Consider the following 15877-nt stretch of genomic DNA (forward strand, 5'->3'; position numbering starts at 1 on the left):
TTATGATCCAGAAAATCCTCATCGCCAACCGGGGTGAAATCGCCTGCCGGGTCATCAAGACCGCCAGGCGCATGGGCATCAAGACGGTTGCCGTTTATTCGGATGCGGATGCCGGTGCGCTGCATGTTTCCATGGCCGATGAGGCGGTGCATATCGGGCCGGCCCCCTCCAGCCAGTCATATATCGTTATCGAGAAGATCCTGGACGCGATCCGCAAGACGGGGGCGGATGCGGTGCATCCAGGCTATGGCTTCCTGTCGGAAAACCCGCTGTTTGCGCAGGCGCTGGAAAAAGCCGGCGTGACCTTTATTGGCCCGCCTGTGGGCGCCATCCAGGCGATGGGTGACAAGATCACCTCCAAGAAGCTTGCGGCAGAGGCGGGCGTGTCCACCGTGCCCGGCCATATGGGGCTGATCGAGGATGCCGACGAGGCGGTGAAGATTTCCGCATCCATCGGTTATCCCGTGATGATCAAGGCCTCTGCCGGCGGTGGCGGCAAGGGCATGCGCATCGCCTGGAACGATGCGGAAGCCCGCGAAGGGTTCCAGTCGTCGAAAAACGAGGCAAAAAACTCGTTTGGCGATGACCGTATCTTCATCGAAAAATTCGTCACCCAGCCGCGTCACATCGAAATCCAGGTGCTGGGCGATAAACATGGCACCGTACTTTATCTGGGTGAGCGTGAATGCTCGATCCAGCGCCGCAACCAGAAGGTCATCGAGGAGGCGCCATCGCCCTTCCTTGACGAAAAGACCCGCCGCGCCATGGGTGAGCAGGCCGTCGCTCTGGCAAAGGCGGTCGGTTATCATTCCGCCGGCACGGTGGAATTCATCGTCGATGGCGATCGCAATTTCTATTTTCTCGAAATGAACACCCGCCTTCAGGTGGAACATCCGGTGACGGAACTGGTGACCGGCATCGATCTGGTCGAGCAGATGATCCGGGTGGCCTCGGGCGAAAAGCTGTCCTTTGGCCAGGAGGATGTGACGCTCAACGGCTGGGCCATCGAAAGCCGGCTTTATGCCGAAGATCCGTTCCGCAACTTTCTGCCCTCCATCGGCCGCCTGACGCGCTACCGCCCGCCGGCAGAAGGAAAGGCGCCGGACGGTTCTGTGGTGCGCAACGATACCGGCGTCTTCGAAGGCGGCGACATCTCGATGTTTTACGACCCGATGATCGCAAAGCTCTGCACCTGGGCTCCAACGCGGCTTGCCGCCATCGATGCCATGTCGGCTGCCCTCGATGATTTCGAGGTGGAAGGCATCGGCCATAACCTGCCCTTCCTGTCGGCGGTGATGAACCAGGAGCGGTTTCGCTCGGGCAAGATCACCACGGCCTATATCGCCGAGGAATTTGCAGATGGCTTTTCCGGCGTTTCGCCCGATGAAGTGGGTGCCAAAAACCTTGCCGCGATTGCCGCTGTCATCAACCAGACGATCCAGCACCGCGCGACGCGGATTTCCGGCACGATCGGCAATCATGCCCGAAGCGTCGGGGCCGATTGGGTCGTGTCGTTTGGCGATCACCATCATGCCGTCAGCATGTCAGGCAGCCAGGATACGCATGTCGTAGCCTTTGAAGATGGCGGCTCGCTTTCTGTGGTTGCAGCCTGGCAGCCCGGTCAAAGCCATGCGCATTTTACCGTGGCGGGCAAGACGCTCGGCGTAAAAGTCGATCTCGTCGGCTCGGCCATCCGCCTTCGCCTGCGCGGCATGGATATTCTTGCCCGTGTGCGCTCGCCGCGCGTGGCTGAGTTGGCGCGTCTGATGCCGGTGAAGCTGCCGCCCGATACGTCGAAAATGCTGCTCTGCCCGATGCCCGGCGTCATCACCGCCGTTGCGGTTCAGACCGGCGAGACGGTGGAGGCTGGCCAGACACTGGCAACCGTCGAGGCGATGAAGATGGAAAACGTGCTGAAGGCGGAACGGCGCGGCGTGGTGAAGCGCGTGGCAGCCACAGCCGGCCAGTCGCTGGCGGTGGATGAGCTGATCATGGAGTTCGAGTGATCGCCGCAAAGGGCTGCCCCCGCTCTCGATGCTTTATCCGACGTCTGTGAGACTGAGCGGCGCTAACCGGCGCAGATGAAACCGGCCAATACCGAGGAGGACCCGATGTCCAGGAAAACGATTGCAGACTGGCAGGCGCTTGCTGAGAAAGAGCTGAAGGCCGCACCGGAGACCCTTGTCTGGCACACGCCCGAAGGCATTGACGTCAAGCCGCTCTACACGGCCGACGATCTGGCCGGCATGGAACATCTGGAGACGCTGCCGGGTTTTGCCCCCTTCGTGCGCGGCCCGCGTGCCACCATGTATGCCGGTCGCCCCTGGACGATCCGCCAATATGCGGGCTTTTCGACCGCGGAAGAAAGCAACGCCTTTTACCGCAAGAACCTCGCGGCCGGGCAGAAGGGTCTTTCGGTCGCTTTCGATCTTGCCACCCACCGCGGTTATGACAGTGACCATCCGCGCGTTGAGGGCGATGTCGGCAAGGCGGGTGTTGCCATCGACAGTGTCGAGGACATGAAGATCCTCTTCGACGGCATTCCGCTAAAGGACATGTCTGTGTCCATGACCATGAATGGCGCAGTCATCCCGATCCTTGCCTCGTTTATCGTTGCGGGCGAGGAGCAGGGCTGTTCTCGCGCCGAGCTTTCCGGAACCATCCAGAACGACATCCTGAAGGAGTTCATGGTCCGCAACACCTATATCTATCCGCCGGAACCTTCGATGCGGATCATCGCGGATATCATTGCCTATACGGCCAAGGAGATGCCGAAGTTCAACTCCATTTCGATCTCCGGCTACCACATGCAGGAAGCCGGTGCGACGCTTGTTCAGGAGCTTGCCTTCACGCTGGCCGATGGGCGCGAATATGTCCGTGCGGCGCTCGCCAAGGGCTTGAATGTCGATGAATTCGCCGGCCGCCTGTCGTTCTTTTTTGCCATCGGCATGAATTTTTTCATGGAGGCGGCAAAGCTTCGGGCAGCACGCCTGCTCTGGTCGAAGATCATGGCCGAGTTCGAGCCGAAGAAGCCGGGTTCGCTGATGCTGCGCACCCATTGCCAGACGTCGGGCGTGTCGCTTGCCGAGCAGGACCCGTATAACAACGTCATCCGCACGGCCTACGAAGCGCTGTCGGCGGTGCTCGGCGGCACGCAGTCGCTGCATACCAATGCGCTGGATGAGGCGATGGCGCTGCCGAGCGAATTTTCCGCGCGCATTGCCCGCAACACGCAGCTGATCCTCCAGCATGAGACGGGTGTGACCAAGGTGGTCGATCCCTTGGCCGGCTCCTATTATGTCGAAAGCCTGACCAAGGAGCTTGCGGATAAGGCCTGGGCGCTGATCGAGGAGGTGGAAAGCCTGGGCGGCATGACCAAGGCAGTGGCCGATGGTTTGCCGAAACGCCTGATCGAGGAAGCCGCCACCCGCCGTCAGGCCGCCGTGGACCGGGCGGAAGAAATCATCGTCGGGGTCAACAAATACCGGCTCGAAAACGAGGAGCCGATCGATATTCTCGCCATCGACAACACGGCGGTGCGCGAGGCGCAGATCCGCCGGCTCGATGCGCTGCGCCGCCAGCGCGATCCGTCCCGCGTTTCAGCAGCGCTTGCACTTGTGACCGAAGTCGCCGAAACCGGCGAGGGCAATCTGCTGGCGGCAGCCGTCGAAGCGGCCCGCGCCCGCGCAACTGTTGGCGAAATCTCCGATGCCATGCGCCAGGTCTTCGGCGATCATTCGGCCACGCCCGAAGTCGTGCATGACATCTACGGCGCCGCTTATGAAGGCGATCCGGAATATCAGATGCTGGTGCAGCGCCTGTCGCAGTTTGCCGAGGCGACGGCGCTGAAGCCGAAGATGCTGGTCGCCAAGCTTGGCCAGGATGGGCATGATCGTGGCGCCAAGGTGATTGCGTCCGCCTTTGGCGATATCGGTTTCGAAGTCATTGCCGGTCCGCTGTTCCAGACACCGCAGGAAGCGGCCGACCTTGCCATTCGCGAACAGGTGCAGGTGGTCGGCATGTCCTCGCTTGCCGCCGGCCACAAGACGCTTGGCCCGCAACTGGTCGAAGCCCTGCGTGCCAAAGGCGCAAAGGATATCATCGTGGTGATCGGCGGCGTCATTCCCCGCCAGGATTACCAGCACCTGCTCGACGCCGGCATCGCCGCCGTCTTCGGCCCCGGCACCAATGTGCTCGATGCCGCCCGCGCAATCCTCGACCTTATGGAAGGGCGTCGCCGCAACACCTGAGGGAACGGCTGCGAGACGATGGCGGGGGTCAAGCCCTGACAAAGGCGCGAACGGTTATGCCCGCGCCACCCGAAAAGTCGCTCGGCCGCTCCCTGTCGGCGTCTGCAGCTGCGAACGCGAATGTGTTAGCGCCGAGCGTATAGATGGAGGGCAATCGTGTCCCGGCATCCGGCCCAATGCTGTCGATCCAGTCTATGCCCTTGGGAGATGTCGCGGGGTGCAGGACAAAGCGCCCCTCGACCAGAGTTTCACCACCGGGAACGGCGACATGAAAGCCTGTGCCCTCGATTGTGAGGATCGCGCCGGGGGCGCCGTGGCTATCGGGAGGGTCTGTGAGGCCGTTCTCCTCAAAGCTTATCTGCCGCCATGTCCCCTGCAGCAGGTCCAGATCCGGTGCCATGCCTTCACCTGTCGTCACTGTTGCGGGGTAAGGTTTCTTGGCCAAATCGGAGTTATCAGCCCAGCAGGCGACGGGCGGCGCGGCGTGCTTCGGCGTCTGCCTCAAACACGTCGTCCATGGTGGTGGCCGGGGCAAGGTGGGACAAGTCTTCCATCACCGCCTCCGTTACTTCGGCCATGGTCAGAAACCCGGTCGTGCCGGAAATGAAGGCTTCCAGCGCCACTTCCTTGGCGCCGTTCAGCACCGCACCCTGAACGCCGCCGCGCGTCATGGCAAGCCGCGCCAGCCGGAGCGCCGGAAAACGTGTCTCGTCCGGGGCCTCGAAATCGAGCCGCGCCAGTTTTGCAAAATCCAGCCGCTCGACCGGAAGCTTCGCACGGCGCGGATATTGCAGGGCGTAACCGATGGCATGGCGCATGTCGGGCGCGCCAAGCTGGGCCAGCACCGATCCGTCCGAATAACCGACCATGGAATGGATGATCGATTGCGGATGCACGATCACCTCCACCTGTTCCGGCGCAAGGTTGAACAGATGCTGTGCCTCGATCATCTCCAGCGCCTTGTTGAACATCGAGGCGCTGTCGATGGAGATCTTGAGCCCCATCGACCAGTTGGGGTGGGCGCGTGCCGTTTCCAGCGTCACATCGGCCATCTGGGCGCGGGAAAAGGTGCGAAACGGCCCGCCGGAGGCGGTCAGGATCACGCGCTCCACGGCATGGCGCTGGTTTTCCTCCAGCACCTGGAAGATCGCATTATGTTCACTGTCGACGGGAAGCAGCCGGCCGCCACCCTGCCGGACCGCGCTCAGAAAAAGATCCCCGGCCGAAACCAGGCATTCCTTGTTGGCAAGTGCGATATCGGCGCCGCGCCGCGCAGCGGCAAGCGTCGGGGCAAGGCCGGCTGTGCCGACAATGGCGGCCATAACCACTTGTGCGTCCGCCTCTGCCGCCTCCAGAAGCCCGCTCTGGCCGGCCGCCACCTCGATGCCGGTGCCGGAAAGGGCATCCTTCAGCGCGATGTACTGGCTCTCGTCAGCCGTCACCGCAAGCCTTGCGCCATGGGTGATCGCCTGCTCGGCCAGAAGCTCGATATTGCCCGCACCTGTCAGCGCCATCACGTCGAAGGCGTCGCGGCCACCCAGATGACGCACCACGTCCAGCGTATTGGTGCCAATGGAGCCGGTGGAGCCGAGTATGCTGATGCTGCGCTTTTCGGTGATGGTCATTGCAAAAACAATCCGATGTCAGGTGTCGCTCATGTACAGGGCAAGCCTCTCGCTCACAAGCCGATTGGCCGCATTGATTTTTACGCCGGCACCCGCCACTTGCAGTCTATGATGGCAGCCGACAGCGGCGCGGGAGACGATCATGACGGACAGAACAATCACCACCACCTGCGCGATTGCCGGCGGCGGCCCGGCCGGCATGATGCTCGGCCTGCTTCTGGCGCGGGCCGGCGTTGATGTGACGGTGGTGGAAAAACATGCCGATTTCCTGCGCGATTTTCGCGGCGATACCATTCACCCGTCAACGCTGGAGGTCATCTATGAACTGGGTCTTGAAGAGGCCTTTTTAAAACTTCCCCACACGCGTGCCCCAAAACTGTCGGCGGAAATCGGCGGGCGGCCGGTCACCATCGCGGATTTTTCGCGCCTGCCGGTGCGCAACAAGTTCATCGCCTTCATGCCGCAGTGGGATTTTCTCGATTTTCTGGCGGGCGAAGCACGGCGCTATCCGAATTTCCGGCTGATCCTGCAGGCGAAGGTGACGGACGTTCAGACGGTGGGCAATCGGGTGTCGGGACTTGTTCTGGAAACGCCGGAGGAAAAAATCCGGCTGGATGCGACGCTGGTCGTTGCCGCTGATGGGCGCCATTCGGTGGTGCGCGAAAAGGCGGGGCTTGAGGTGGAAACATTTGGCACGCCGAGCGAAGTGGTGTGGATGAAGCTTTCCAAGCAGGAGGGCGATCCGAAGGAGACCATGGGCCACGCCGGTCCACGCCAGGGTTTTGTGCTGATCGACCGCGGCGACTACTGGCAGTGCGGCTATATCATCCGGCGCGGCACCTTTGCGGAATTCCAGGCGGGCGATCTGGAAGCCTTTCGCGATAAGGTGCGCGACGTCTCGCCGCTGCCCTCCGCCCGCATGGAGGAGATCCGCAGCTGGGAAGATGTGAGCCTCCTGCAGGTGCGGATCGACCGGCTGAAGACATGGTGGCGGCCGGGGCTGATTGCCATTGGCGATGCGGCCCATGCCATGTCGCCCATCGGCGGCGTCGGCGTTAATCTCGCCATTCAGGATGCTGTCGCTGCGGCCAACCGGCTGGCCCGGCCGCTGCGGGAAGGGCGGTTGACGGATGCGGATCTGGCCGCCGTGGAAAAGCGTCGGCTGTTTCCCACCCGCGCTACGCAGAAGCTGCAGTTGATGATGCGCTCCAGCCGCCGCAAGGATCAGGCGGTGGAGGAGAAAAGCAAGGGCCCACCGGCCTTCATCCGGGGCCTTGCCCGCTTTCCGCTGTTGTCGCATCTGGCAGGGCGCCTGATCGGGCTTGGTTTTCGTATGGAGCATGTGCGCGGGCAGGCTTAAGGGCATTAGTCGCGCCTGATTTTAAGGGCTGATCCCGCTTTAATCGCCAGGTGAGGCTGGTGGAAAGCCTCGCTCATGCTTTTCGCCGTAGTGTTGCCACGATCCTTCCAGATGTTCTTGCCATTCAACTAAATTTGATGACGAGATGAAGCCGATAGATATTTTGACGGTTCTTCGTGGTCGGTGACACCAGAACCTCGTCTCGGTTCTTCATTTTGAAAAGAGACACGCTGCTTGAACTCCACCACTTCTTGGCAGGGAATGGCCATGACAATGCACCATATGGATGAAATCATCGTCAGAGACCTCGTCGCCAACTGTGACTGGCGCGATGCCTTGTCACTGCCAAAGGCCCTGTTCGACTATGCCGCAGGGATGATCGACGCGCGACAGCCCAGCGTCTATCTGATCGACCTCCTGCCATCGCTGACGGCGGCAATGCAGTCCTTTCTGGCCGGTGTCGGTGCCTTCAACATGTCGCCGCTGCCGGAAACGGAGGTGGCTGTGAGGCGAAACCGGCTGCTCGAATGCCTGGATGCTTTCATGGACGAAGCACGTCTCAGCCAGCAGAGCGTGGTGTTCCTGGATGCCATTCGCAGCGGCGATCGAACTTAGCCGCTTCTGTTAGCGCTGTCTTTTTCTTCGCATTTGCCAAGCCTGACCGGTGTGGCAGGCGCCATCCCCCACAATCGGTAGAGTGGGCTGGCGGAAATTTGGAGCGGCCGCTCTTCGTTTTGCAGACGAACGTCCCATATGGAGGCAAGCTTTTTCGGCGTTTTCGGTGTCTTGGCTGATGCGCGGTGGCTCAGAGGCAGGCTCTGACGATCACCAAGAAGCGCTGCTGCGGCATCTGCCTTCCTTGCCAACCGATGGACTTTTCGTGACGACTTCAAGGCCCAGACTATCTCTTCGCTGTTCCGGCACGTCTCGGACCGGAACCCGCGCGCATGATTGATCCGGATGGAGACGGTCGCAAGCCGAGCCTGGCGGAGATCATCGAGGCGCTTCCCCTGAAGCTTGAAGGAGAGCGCACGACGCTTGGCCAATTGCTGGCTCTGCTCGGCGACCATGCGACCGCGCTTGTGCTGCTGGTATTTTCCATCCCCGCCATCATCCCGACACCCGGCATTCCGGCAGGTTTCGTCTTCGGCACGGCGCTGGCACTTCTGGCGGCGCAACTCGTCATCGGCGCCGATCGCTTTTTCCTCCCCGCAAGGCTTGCACGTGTCAACGTTCCGCATCGCCTGTTGCAGGCAATGGCAGTGCGCCTTGGGCCCAAATTAGCGGTGCTGGAAACCTGGCTGAAGCCGCGCGGAAAGATGTTGAGCGGCGAGGGCGCGCTGAGGCCGCTTGGCCTCTTCATCTTCGTCATGGCGGTGCTGATTGCCCTGCCGATCCCGTTCGGCAACGTGTTGCCCGGCCTTGCCATCTTCTTCATCGCGCTTGGCCTTGCCCAGCGGGACGGGCTTGCCATTGGCGGCGGCCTTCTCCTTGGCCTTGCCGCCATCGCCTTTACCGCCTTCATCCTGCTGGGCGGCTGGTGGCTGATCAGCGACTGGCTCGGCTGGGGCAGCAGCCCGACCCCGACCCCATAGGCGGCAGGAGAGGACGTCTGCGATCGCAAAGCAAAGCCCTGTCTGCAGGGCTTGCTCATGCATCATTCTGCAATGAAGAAAATGGTGTCCACGAGAGGATTCGAACCTCCGACCCCAGGATTCATACCACTTCGACTTTCGCCGCCGATCCACCTTCTAAAGGTAGACGTTCGTGGTCTGGACTGTCCCTTCACCATGGACCTTGCGGCCTTTAGGTGCTGCCCATCCAGTCTCTACACCTTCACCGGATTTTCATCCGGAGCTTGGCTCGGGATTGGCAAGCTGGAAGCCCAGCGTAGCGTTCCCCGACTTTGAGCAGATCAATTGCGGCGTTTCCGACCGCAACTCCCAATTATCTTCAGGAATCCTGTGCTCTATCCTGCTGAGCTACGTGGACAACTAGGTTGGCGGTTTCATAACCCAGCCTTTGCCGGTCGGCAAGTGCGAAGGCGGGGCAATCTTGCCGATCACCCGCCCTCTTTGCGGGATGCCTCAATCTGTCAGGCGCTGTTCGGCAAGCTTCACCCAGTAGGAAATGCCATAACCGAGCGCCTCGTCGTTGAAGTCATAAGCCGGGTTGTGCAGGGCAGCCGTCGGACCGTTGCCGATCATGATATAGGCACCGGGGCGGGCCTGCAGCATGAAGGCAAAATCCTCACCCGCCATGCTGGGATCAACCTCGGTATTGACGTTCGGCGCACCGACGATGTCGATGGCGGCGCGCGCCGCATGCAGGGTTTCCTCGGGGTGGTTGACGGTGACCGGGCAGGCGCGCTCGTACTCCACTTCGGCAACCGCATCATTGGCAAGCGCAATGCCCTCGGCAATCTGGCGGATGCGGTGTTCGGCAAGGTCACGCACGGCCTCGTCCAGGCTGCGCACGGTGCCGGTCAGAACCGCTTCTTCCGGAATGATGTTGTGCGTGGTGCCGGCATGAAACTGCGTTATGGAGACGACGACCGAGCGCAGCGGATTGGCGTTGCGCGCCGCAATCATCTGCAACCCGCCGACGATCTGCGCGCCGATGACGATGGGATCGGCTGTGCGATGCGGTTCGGCCGCATGGCCGCCACGGCCCTTGATGGTGATCGAAAACTTGTCGGGCGCGGCCATGATGCCGCCCTTGCGGATGGCAAAGGTGCCAAGCGCCATGCCCGGCATATTGTGCATGCCATAAACTTCGGTGATGCCGAAGCGCTCCATCATGCCATCCTCGACCATGGCGAGCGCGCCGCGCCCGCCTTCCTCGGCCGGCTGGAAGATCACGGCCACCGCACCGTTGAAGTTGCGCGTCTCGGAGAGATATTTGGCAGCCCCGAGCAGCATGGCGGTGTGCCCGTCATGGCCGCAGGCGTGCATCTTGCCTTCATGTTTGGAGGCCCAGGGCTTGCCGGTGATTTCCGACAGCGGCAGCGCATCCATGTCGGCGCGAAGGCCGATCACGCGGGAGCTTTCGCCGCGACCGCGAATGATGCCGACAACGCCGGTGCGCCCGAGGCCGGTCACGATCTCGTCAACGCCGAACTCCTTCAGCCTTTGCTCCACGAAGGCGGCGGTTTCCTCAACATCGTAGAGAAGGCCCGGGTTTTCGTGGATATGACGCCGCCAGGCACTGACTTCCTCTTGCATTTCGGCGGCTCTGTTCAAGATCGGCATTTCGAATTCCTGTCGCGTCTGGTGTCATCAGGCATAGGCTGGCGGCATGGCTGGGGCGAAGCGCCCGCCGGCGGTGATATTGCGCTGCGGAATTGACGGAATCAATGATCTTTGCCATTGCTTTGCCGCAGAGGCGATATAACCGCCGCAGCTTCCCGCGATCATCACGAGGCCGCGCCTTGCTTTTCAGCCTGAACCGATCCCCTGCCGTCTCAAGGCCGCTCGCCATGCTTGTGGCTGCAACACTTGCAACCGGCGCCCTTTCGGCGCCGGCGTCGGCCAATCCGAAACTGGTGGTGGATGTGCGCAGCGGCCAGGTGTTTGCCCATCAGGAAGCGTTTCGAAAATGGTATCCGGCCTCGCTGACCAAGCTGATGACGGTCTATGTGACCTTCAAGGCGCTGAAGGAGGGTCGGCTGACCCTGGAGAGCCCGGTGGTGATGAGCCGCAAGGCCGTCGATCAGCCGGCGAGCAAGATGTATCTGAAGCCGGGGGCGACCATGTCGCTCGACAGTGCGCTGAAGATCCTGATGGTCAAATCCGCCAATGACGTCGCCGTCGGCGTTGCCGAAACGGTGGGAGGCTCCACGGACCAGTTCGTCGCGATGATGAATGCGGAAGCGGCACGCCTTGGCATGTCGTCTTCACATTTCATCAATCCGCATGGACTGCCCGGCAAGGGGCAATATACCACCGCGCGCGATCTGGCGGTGCTTGCCGTGCAGCTTCGCCGGCAGTTTCCCGAATATGCCAGCTATTTTGCGCTGGAGGGCATCACCACGGGGGCGAAGGATTATCCCAATTACAATATGCTGATTGGCCGTTTCGAAGGGGCAGACGGCATGAAGACCGGTTTCATCTGCGCCTCAGGCTTTAACCAGGTGTCTTCTGCCACGCGTGGTGGGCGGACTCTGATTTCGGTGGTGCTCGGCTCCGACAGCCTTGCCGGACGCTCCGACGAATCCGCCGATCTCTTGCAGGCCGGCTTTAGCGGCGCCGATAAGCCCGGGACTTCGCTTGCAAACCTTGCGCCCTATGGGCCGGACCAGGATGCGGTGGTGGATATCAGCGCCGAGATCTGCAACCCGAAGGCTGCAAAAGTGCGCAGCGAAGGCCGCGATGATGCCGGCCGCATGGTGCTTCATTCGCCCTATATCCGGGAAATGACGCGTCCGCCGGCGTTCAGTCTGGCCGATATCACCAATCCGGCAGCACCCGTCGAGACTGCGGCAAAGGCTGGCAACGGTCAGTCCGGTGCTGGACAGATCCTCAACGTGCCGCTGCCAATCCCGCGCCCGACATTCTGATCTTGGGGCCTTCAGCCTGCTTGTTGCAAGCGGGCATTTAACATCACGAGGACGAAGAAATGCCTTCTCCAGGCGAACGCATACCGGTTTCCATTCTGACCGGATTTCTGGGTGCGGGCAAATCGACACTGCTCAACCGTATCCTCAAGGATCCCGCAGCTCATGATACGGCCGTCATCATCAACGAATTCGGCGAGGTCGGCATCGACAATTTCCTCGTCGAAACCTCCGGCGATACGCTCTTGGAACTGTCCAATGGCTGCCTTTGCTGCACGGTGCGCGGTGAACTGGTGGAAACGCTCGCCTCTCTCGTCGACCAGATCCAGACCGGCCGGCTGAAGCCGATCCGTCGGGTGGTGATCGAGACGACCGGCCTTGCCGATCCGGCCCCTGTCATGCAGGCCGTGATGGGCAATCCGGTGATTGCGCAGAGTTATACGCTGGACGGCGTCATAACGGTGGTGGATGCCGTGCATGGCCTCTCGACGCTTGCGCGCCACCCGGAAGCCCTGAAGCAGGTGGCGGTGGCCGATCGGCTCGTCCTGTCGAAACAGACGCTTGCCGGAAAAGAGGCGGTCTCGGCCCTGATGGAGCGCCTCCACACGCTCAATCCGCGTGCAAGGCGGGTGGATGGCGACAGCACGGAAGCCGGCGGGGCGGCACTTCTGGTCAACGGCCTCTACGATCCCGACACCAAGATCGCCGATGTCGGGCGCTGGCTGAGCGAGGAGCAGGCGCTGGATGCGCACCATCATCACGACGATCACCACCACCATGATCACGATCATCACGATCATCACGATGATCACGATGATCACGATGATCACGATCACCACCATGGCGACCATGATCATGAGGAGCATCACCACCATCACGCCCATCATGATGTGAACCGCCACGGCGCCGATATCCGCTCCTTCTCGCTCCTGCATGATCGCCCAATCGATCCGATGGCGCTCGACATGTTCATCGACCTTTTGCGCTCGGCGCATGGCGAAAAACTGCTGCGCATGAAGGCGATCGTTCAGCTTTCGGACAATCCCGACCGGCCGCTGGTGCTGCATGGCGTGCAGAGCATTTTTCATCCGCCGGAGCGGCTAAAGGCCTGGCCCGAAGGCAGCGAGCGGCGCACGCGGATGGTCCTCATCACGCAAGGGCTGGATGAGGAGTTCGTCACGGACCTGTTTGCCGCTTTCACCGGCGAGCCGCGCATTGATCGGCCGGACCGGGCAGCGCTCGAAGACAATCCGCTGGCGGTGCCGGGTTTTCGCTTCTGAGGTTTTTAGCGCGCGCCGTCAGAGGGCCGCGGGCTCGCTGATGGCCGTGGCCATATCCTTGCGGATGCGAAAACGGTGGCCGTCCGCCGTCTTTTCCTGAGACAGAAGCGTGTGGCCATCCTCGCGGCAGAAGTGGGGAATGTCGATGCCGGCAAGCGGATCGGTGGTGTCCACGGTGAGCACGGATCCAACGGGAAGCCGGTTCAGCTTTCGCCGGGTCTTTAAAACAGGCAAGGGGCATTTAAGCCCCTTTAGATCGTAGATGAGATCGTAGACCAGTTCGGGCATCGGGCGCCCTACCACAATTTCCAGAATGGCTTTTTCTTCTCGTCCGTTGCCGGATCCTGAACCGTCTGCACGGAGGCGTAGGCCAGCGGGTTCGGGGCAGGCACCGGAATGGCGCCGGTCGTTGTCGGGGCTATGAATGTCGTATGCGGCGCGCCAGCGCTTCCGGCGTTCATCGCTGTTGTCACGGACATGCTGCTGCGGCCGCCCGGCTGAACGGCTGCCGTCTGCGTGCCGCCGGCAGACAGGCGATCCTGCTTTGCCGCAGCACCGGATGCCGCCGGATTGGCGCTTGCCGAGGCAAGCCTGGTGCCCGCCGGCTTTGCCGCCTTGTTGAGGCGCTGCGCCATCAGCGCTTCGAATTCTTCCTGCTTCAGCAGCTTGCCGGCCTGCAGCGACGAACCCGTCGGCGCATAGGCGATATCGCGGCCCTTGCGCTTGTCGGCAACGATCGCCTTGCGCTCAGCCTCGGTCGGCTCGTACCACACCTTGCCATCCAGCTTGTCGACGGCCTTGGTATAAGCGAGCTTGTAGTCCTTGTCATAGGTGGCAAGGGAGGCCGCAAGGGCCGGTGGTGTCGTCATCGGCGGGCAGGCAGAAGCGGGAGACGGCGTGCCGGAGAGCTGCTGGTTGAAGACGTATTTTTTCTCGCAGACATTCACCTCGGGCGGGCGCTTGGTCACTTCGAAATTGTCGTAGCCGGCCTTCAGCATGGTCCAGAAGGCAATGTTTTCGCTGTTGCGGTGGCGCGCCATGTTTTCCGCCGTCATGCGGAACGGCAGCGCCTGCAGCTGAACGGTGGACTGGCCGCCCTTGAAGGCGTCACGCGCAAAGGCGTAGATCTCCAGGATCTGCTCGTCCGTCATCGAATAGCAGCCGGATGACGAGCAGGCACCGTGGATCATCAGGTTAGAACCGGAGCGGCCGTTGGCGGCGTCATAACGGTTCGGGAAGCCGGTGTTGATGGCGAGGTAATATTTGGAATTCGGGTTCAGATGCGCCGGCGTCAGGTTATAAAAACCTTCCGGTGCCTGGCGGTCGCCTTCCTTCACCTTGGGGCCGAGTTTGCCCGACCAGGCGCAGATCTGGTATTCGGCAATCTTGTCGAAGCGGTTGTCCGCCTTCGCCTTCCAGATCTCCATCACGCCTTCTTCCTTGAAGACGCGAATCATGATCGGCGAATTGCGCGGCATGTCCTTCTTCTGCATTTCCGTCAGAATACGGTCCGGCAGAGGCTGTTCGACCTTGTTCTTCACCTTGGACAGGTCGATCGTAGCCGTATCGAGGGCATCGTTGCACCCGGCAAGAGCGGTTGCCATCAGCAGAATGTAGGCGATGTTTTTCAAGCGCATCGGGACAATCACGTTTAAAGATCAACACCTATGTTGATCCAGCTGGCATCAGTCTATCACCGTAATAAAGCGGTAGGCTTTACAGAATCTTAAGCGCCGAGGTCGGACGGCCTGCACGAAATCGTGAGGGGAGGCCTGATCGCGACCCCACCCGAAGCGACAGTTGATCAGAGATTGCGGCCGATTTCCAGAAATTTCTGCCGGCGGGCCTTGCGCACGTCGTCCGGAGACAGTTGCCCAAGCTCCTGCAGCGTGCTTTCGAGCAGCGCACCAGTGGCGTCGATCACTGTTTCCGGCTCGCGATGCGCGCCGCCGAGCGGTTCGGCAATGATGCCGTCGATGACGCCAAGACCCTTCAGGTCTTCCGCGGTAATCTTCATATTGGTCGCAGCTTCCCGGGCACGCGTCGAATCGCGCCACAGGATGGACGCGGCACCTTCCGGCGAGATGACCGAATAGATGGCGTGTTCCAGCATGAACACCTTGTTGCCGGTCGCAATGGCAATCGCGCCGCCGGAACCGCCTTCGCCGATGACGATGGACACCATCGGCACACGCAGGCCAAGGCAGGTCTCGGTGGAGCGGGCAATGGCTTCCGCCTGGCCACGCTCTTCGGCACCAACGCCGGGATAGGCGCCGGCGGTATCAACGAGCGAAATGACCGGCAGGCCAAAACGGTCGGCCATTTCCATCACGCGGATGGCCTTGCGATAACCTTCCGGGCGCGGGCTGCCGAAATTGTGCTTGATGCGCGACTTGGTGTCGTTGCCCTTTTCCTGGCCGACGACGGCCACCGGCTGGCCGCGGAAACGCGCAAGGCCGGCCTGGATGGCAGCATCTTCGCCGAACGAGCGGTCGCCGGCCAGCGGCGTGAAATCGGTAAACAGGCGCTTCTGGTAATCGATGAAGTGCGGGCGCTGCGGATGGCGCGCCACCTGCGTCTTCTGCCAGGCGTTGAGCTTTGAATAGATGTCCAGCATCGCCTCGCGCACGCGCACTTCCAGACGCTGGATTTCGTCGGAGGTATCGATGCTCTCATCTTCCGTCGCGAGTTTCTTCAACTCGTGGATCTTGCCCTCGAGGTCGGAGATTGGCTTTTCGAAGTCGAGATAGGTCTGCATGAGCTCCGTTTTCCGATCGTGTTGGCGGTATGGCCGCCCTCCCGCACGC

General features: G+C 61.5%; 13 protein-coding genes. 7 read left to right on the forward strand and 6 right to left on the reverse strand.

Annotated features, from left to right (window positions below):
• Positions 1-2: 2 nt before the first annotated feature.
• Positions 3-2006 carry an acetyl-CoA carboxylase biotin carboxylase subunit gene (locus tag AC4CWH_RS18205; protein ID WP_491319807.1) on the forward strand — a complete coding sequence of 668 codons (2004 nt, stop codon included), beginning with the start codon at positions 3-5 and terminating at the stop codon, positions 2004-2006.
• Positions 2007-2111: 105 nt separating this feature from the next.
• Positions 2112-4250, forward strand: a complete 2139-nt coding sequence (scpA, locus tag AC4CWH_RS18210; protein ID WP_491319808.1) for a methylmalonyl-CoA mutase — start codon at positions 2112-2114, stop codon at positions 4248-4250.
• A 28-nt stretch (positions 4251-4278) separates the two neighbouring features.
• On the opposite strand, the gene AC4CWH_RS18215 is transcribed toward scpA, so the two are convergent.
• Positions 4279-4650 carry a TIGR03067 domain-containing protein gene (locus tag AC4CWH_RS18215; protein ID WP_491319809.1) on the reverse strand — a complete coding sequence of 124 codons (372 nt, stop codon included), beginning with the start codon at positions 4648-4650 and terminating at the stop codon, positions 4279-4281.
• A 55-nt stretch (positions 4651-4705) separates the two neighbouring features.
• Complete coding sequence (gene dxr, locus AC4CWH_RS18220) at positions 4706-5875, reverse strand: 1-deoxy-D-xylulose-5-phosphate reductoisomerase (RefSeq protein WP_491319810.1); 1170 nt, start codon at positions 5873-5875, stop codon at positions 4706-4708.
• 142 nt (positions 5876-6017) lie between these two features.
• Between dxr and AC4CWH_RS18225 the strand changes: the two genes are divergently transcribed.
• The 3 genes from AC4CWH_RS18225 (at position 6018) to AC4CWH_RS18235 (ending at position 8830) form a co-directional block, all read left to right on the forward strand.
• Positions 6018-7235: an FAD-dependent oxidoreductase gene (locus tag AC4CWH_RS18225; protein WP_491319811.1), complete on the forward strand. Its 1218-nt coding sequence runs from the start codon at positions 6018-6020 to the stop codon at positions 7233-7235.
• Between the two features lie 267 nt (positions 7236-7502).
• Positions 7503-7850 carry a hypothetical protein gene (locus tag AC4CWH_RS18230; RefSeq protein WP_491283463.1) on the forward strand — a complete coding sequence of 116 codons (348 nt, stop codon included), beginning with the start codon at positions 7503-7505 and terminating at the stop codon, positions 7848-7850.
• A 332-nt stretch (positions 7851-8182) separates the two neighbouring features.
• On the forward strand, positions 8183-8830 hold the full coding sequence (locus AC4CWH_RS18235; RefSeq protein WP_491319812.1) for an exopolysaccharide biosynthesis protein: 648 nt from the start codon (positions 8183-8185) through the stop codon (positions 8828-8830).
• Positions 8831-9322: 492 nt separating this feature from the next.
• Here the strand turns inward: AC4CWH_RS18235 and AC4CWH_RS18240 are convergent, their stop codons facing one another.
• On the reverse strand, positions 9323-10486 hold the full coding sequence (locus AC4CWH_RS18240; protein ID WP_491319813.1) for a M20 aminoacylase family protein: 1164 nt from the start codon (positions 10484-10486) through the stop codon (positions 9323-9325).
• 227 nt (positions 10487-10713) lie between these two features.
• Here AC4CWH_RS18240 and AC4CWH_RS18245 point away from each other — a divergent pair, with 227 nt between their 5' ends.
• Together AC4CWH_RS18245 and AC4CWH_RS18250 are read left to right on the forward strand one after the other, a co-directional pair.
• Entirely contained in the window at positions 10714-11793 is a 1080-nt protein-coding gene (locus AC4CWH_RS18245) for a D-alanyl-D-alanine carboxypeptidase family protein (RefSeq protein ID WP_491319814.1), read from the forward strand.
• Positions 11794-11852: 59 nt separating this feature from the next.
• Entirely contained in the window at positions 11853-13070 is a 1218-nt protein-coding gene (locus tag AC4CWH_RS18250) for a CobW family GTP-binding protein (protein WP_491319815.1), read from the forward strand.
• An 18-nt stretch (positions 13071-13088) separates the two neighbouring features.
• On the opposite strand, the gene AC4CWH_RS18255 is transcribed toward AC4CWH_RS18250, so the two are convergent.
• The 3 genes from AC4CWH_RS18255 to AC4CWH_RS18265 form a co-directional block, all read right to left on the reverse strand.
• Positions 13089-13358 (reverse strand): sulfurtransferase TusA family protein, encoded by a 270-nt coding sequence (locus AC4CWH_RS18255; RefSeq protein WP_491319816.1) that lies wholly within the window; start codon positions 13356-13358, stop codon positions 13089-13091.
• 8 nt (positions 13359-13366) lie between these two features.
• Entirely contained in the window at positions 13367-14707 is a 1341-nt protein-coding gene (locus tag AC4CWH_RS18260) for a L,D-transpeptidase family protein (RefSeq protein WP_491319817.1), read from the reverse strand.
• Between the two features lie 167 nt (positions 14708-14874).
• Positions 14875-15828: an acetyl-CoA carboxylase carboxyltransferase subunit alpha gene (locus AC4CWH_RS18265; protein WP_491319818.1), complete on the reverse strand. Its 954-nt coding sequence runs from the start codon at positions 15826-15828 to the stop codon at positions 14875-14877.
• Positions 15829-15877: the final 49 nt, after the last annotated feature.

It is taken from the genome of Neorhizobium sp. PAMB6716, from assembly GCF_058242805.1.

What these genes read in the sequence shown, in the direction of transcription:
- AC4CWH_RS18240 (WP_491319813.1), bottom strand. Translation starts at nt 10,486, where the DNA reads ATGCCGATCTTGAACAGAGCCGCCGAAATGCAAGAGGAAGTCAGTGCC.
- AC4CWH_RS18255 (WP_491319816.1), bottom strand. Translation starts at nt 13,358, where the DNA reads ATGCCCGAACTGGTCTACGATCTCATCTACGATCTAAAGGGGCTTAAA.
- AC4CWH_RS18225 (WP_491319811.1), top strand. Translation starts at nt 6,018, where the DNA reads ATGACGGACAGAACAATCACCACCACCTGCGCGATTGCCGGCGGCGGC.
- AC4CWH_RS18235 (WP_491319812.1), top strand. Translation starts at nt 8,183, where the DNA reads ATGATTGATCCGGATGGAGACGGTCGCAAGCCGAGCCTGGCGGAGATC.
- dxr (WP_491319810.1), bottom strand. Translation starts at nt 5,875, where the DNA reads ATGACCATCACCGAAAAGCGCAGCATCAGCATACTCGGCTCCACCGGC.
- scpA (WP_491319808.1), top strand. Translation starts at nt 2,112, where the DNA reads ATGTCCAGGAAAACGATTGCAGACTGGCAGGCGCTTGCTGAGAAAGAG.
- AC4CWH_RS18215 (WP_491319809.1), bottom strand. Translation starts at nt 4,650, where the DNA reads ATGGCACCGGATCTGGACCTGCTGCAGGGGACATGGCGGCAGATAAGC.
- AC4CWH_RS18245 (WP_491319814.1), top strand. Translation starts at nt 10,714, where the DNA reads ATGCTTGTGGCTGCAACACTTGCAACCGGCGCCCTTTCGGCGCCGGCG.
- AC4CWH_RS18260 (WP_491319817.1), bottom strand. Translation starts at nt 14,707, where the DNA reads ATGCGCTTGAAAAACATCGCCTACATTCTGCTGATGGCAACCGCTCTT.
- AC4CWH_RS18230 (WP_491283463.1), top strand. Translation starts at nt 7,503, where the DNA reads ATGACAATGCACCATATGGATGAAATCATCGTCAGAGACCTCGTCGCC.
- AC4CWH_RS18250 (WP_491319815.1), top strand. Translation starts at nt 11,853, where the DNA reads ATGCCTTCTCCAGGCGAACGCATACCGGTTTCCATTCTGACCGGATTT.
- AC4CWH_RS18205 (WP_491319807.1), top strand. Translation starts at nt 3, where the DNA reads ATGATCCAGAAAATCCTCATCGCCAACCGGGGTGAAATCGCCTGCCGG.
- AC4CWH_RS18265 (WP_491319818.1), bottom strand. Translation starts at nt 15,828, where the DNA reads ATGCAGACCTATCTCGACTTCGAAAAGCCAATCTCCGACCTCGAGGGC.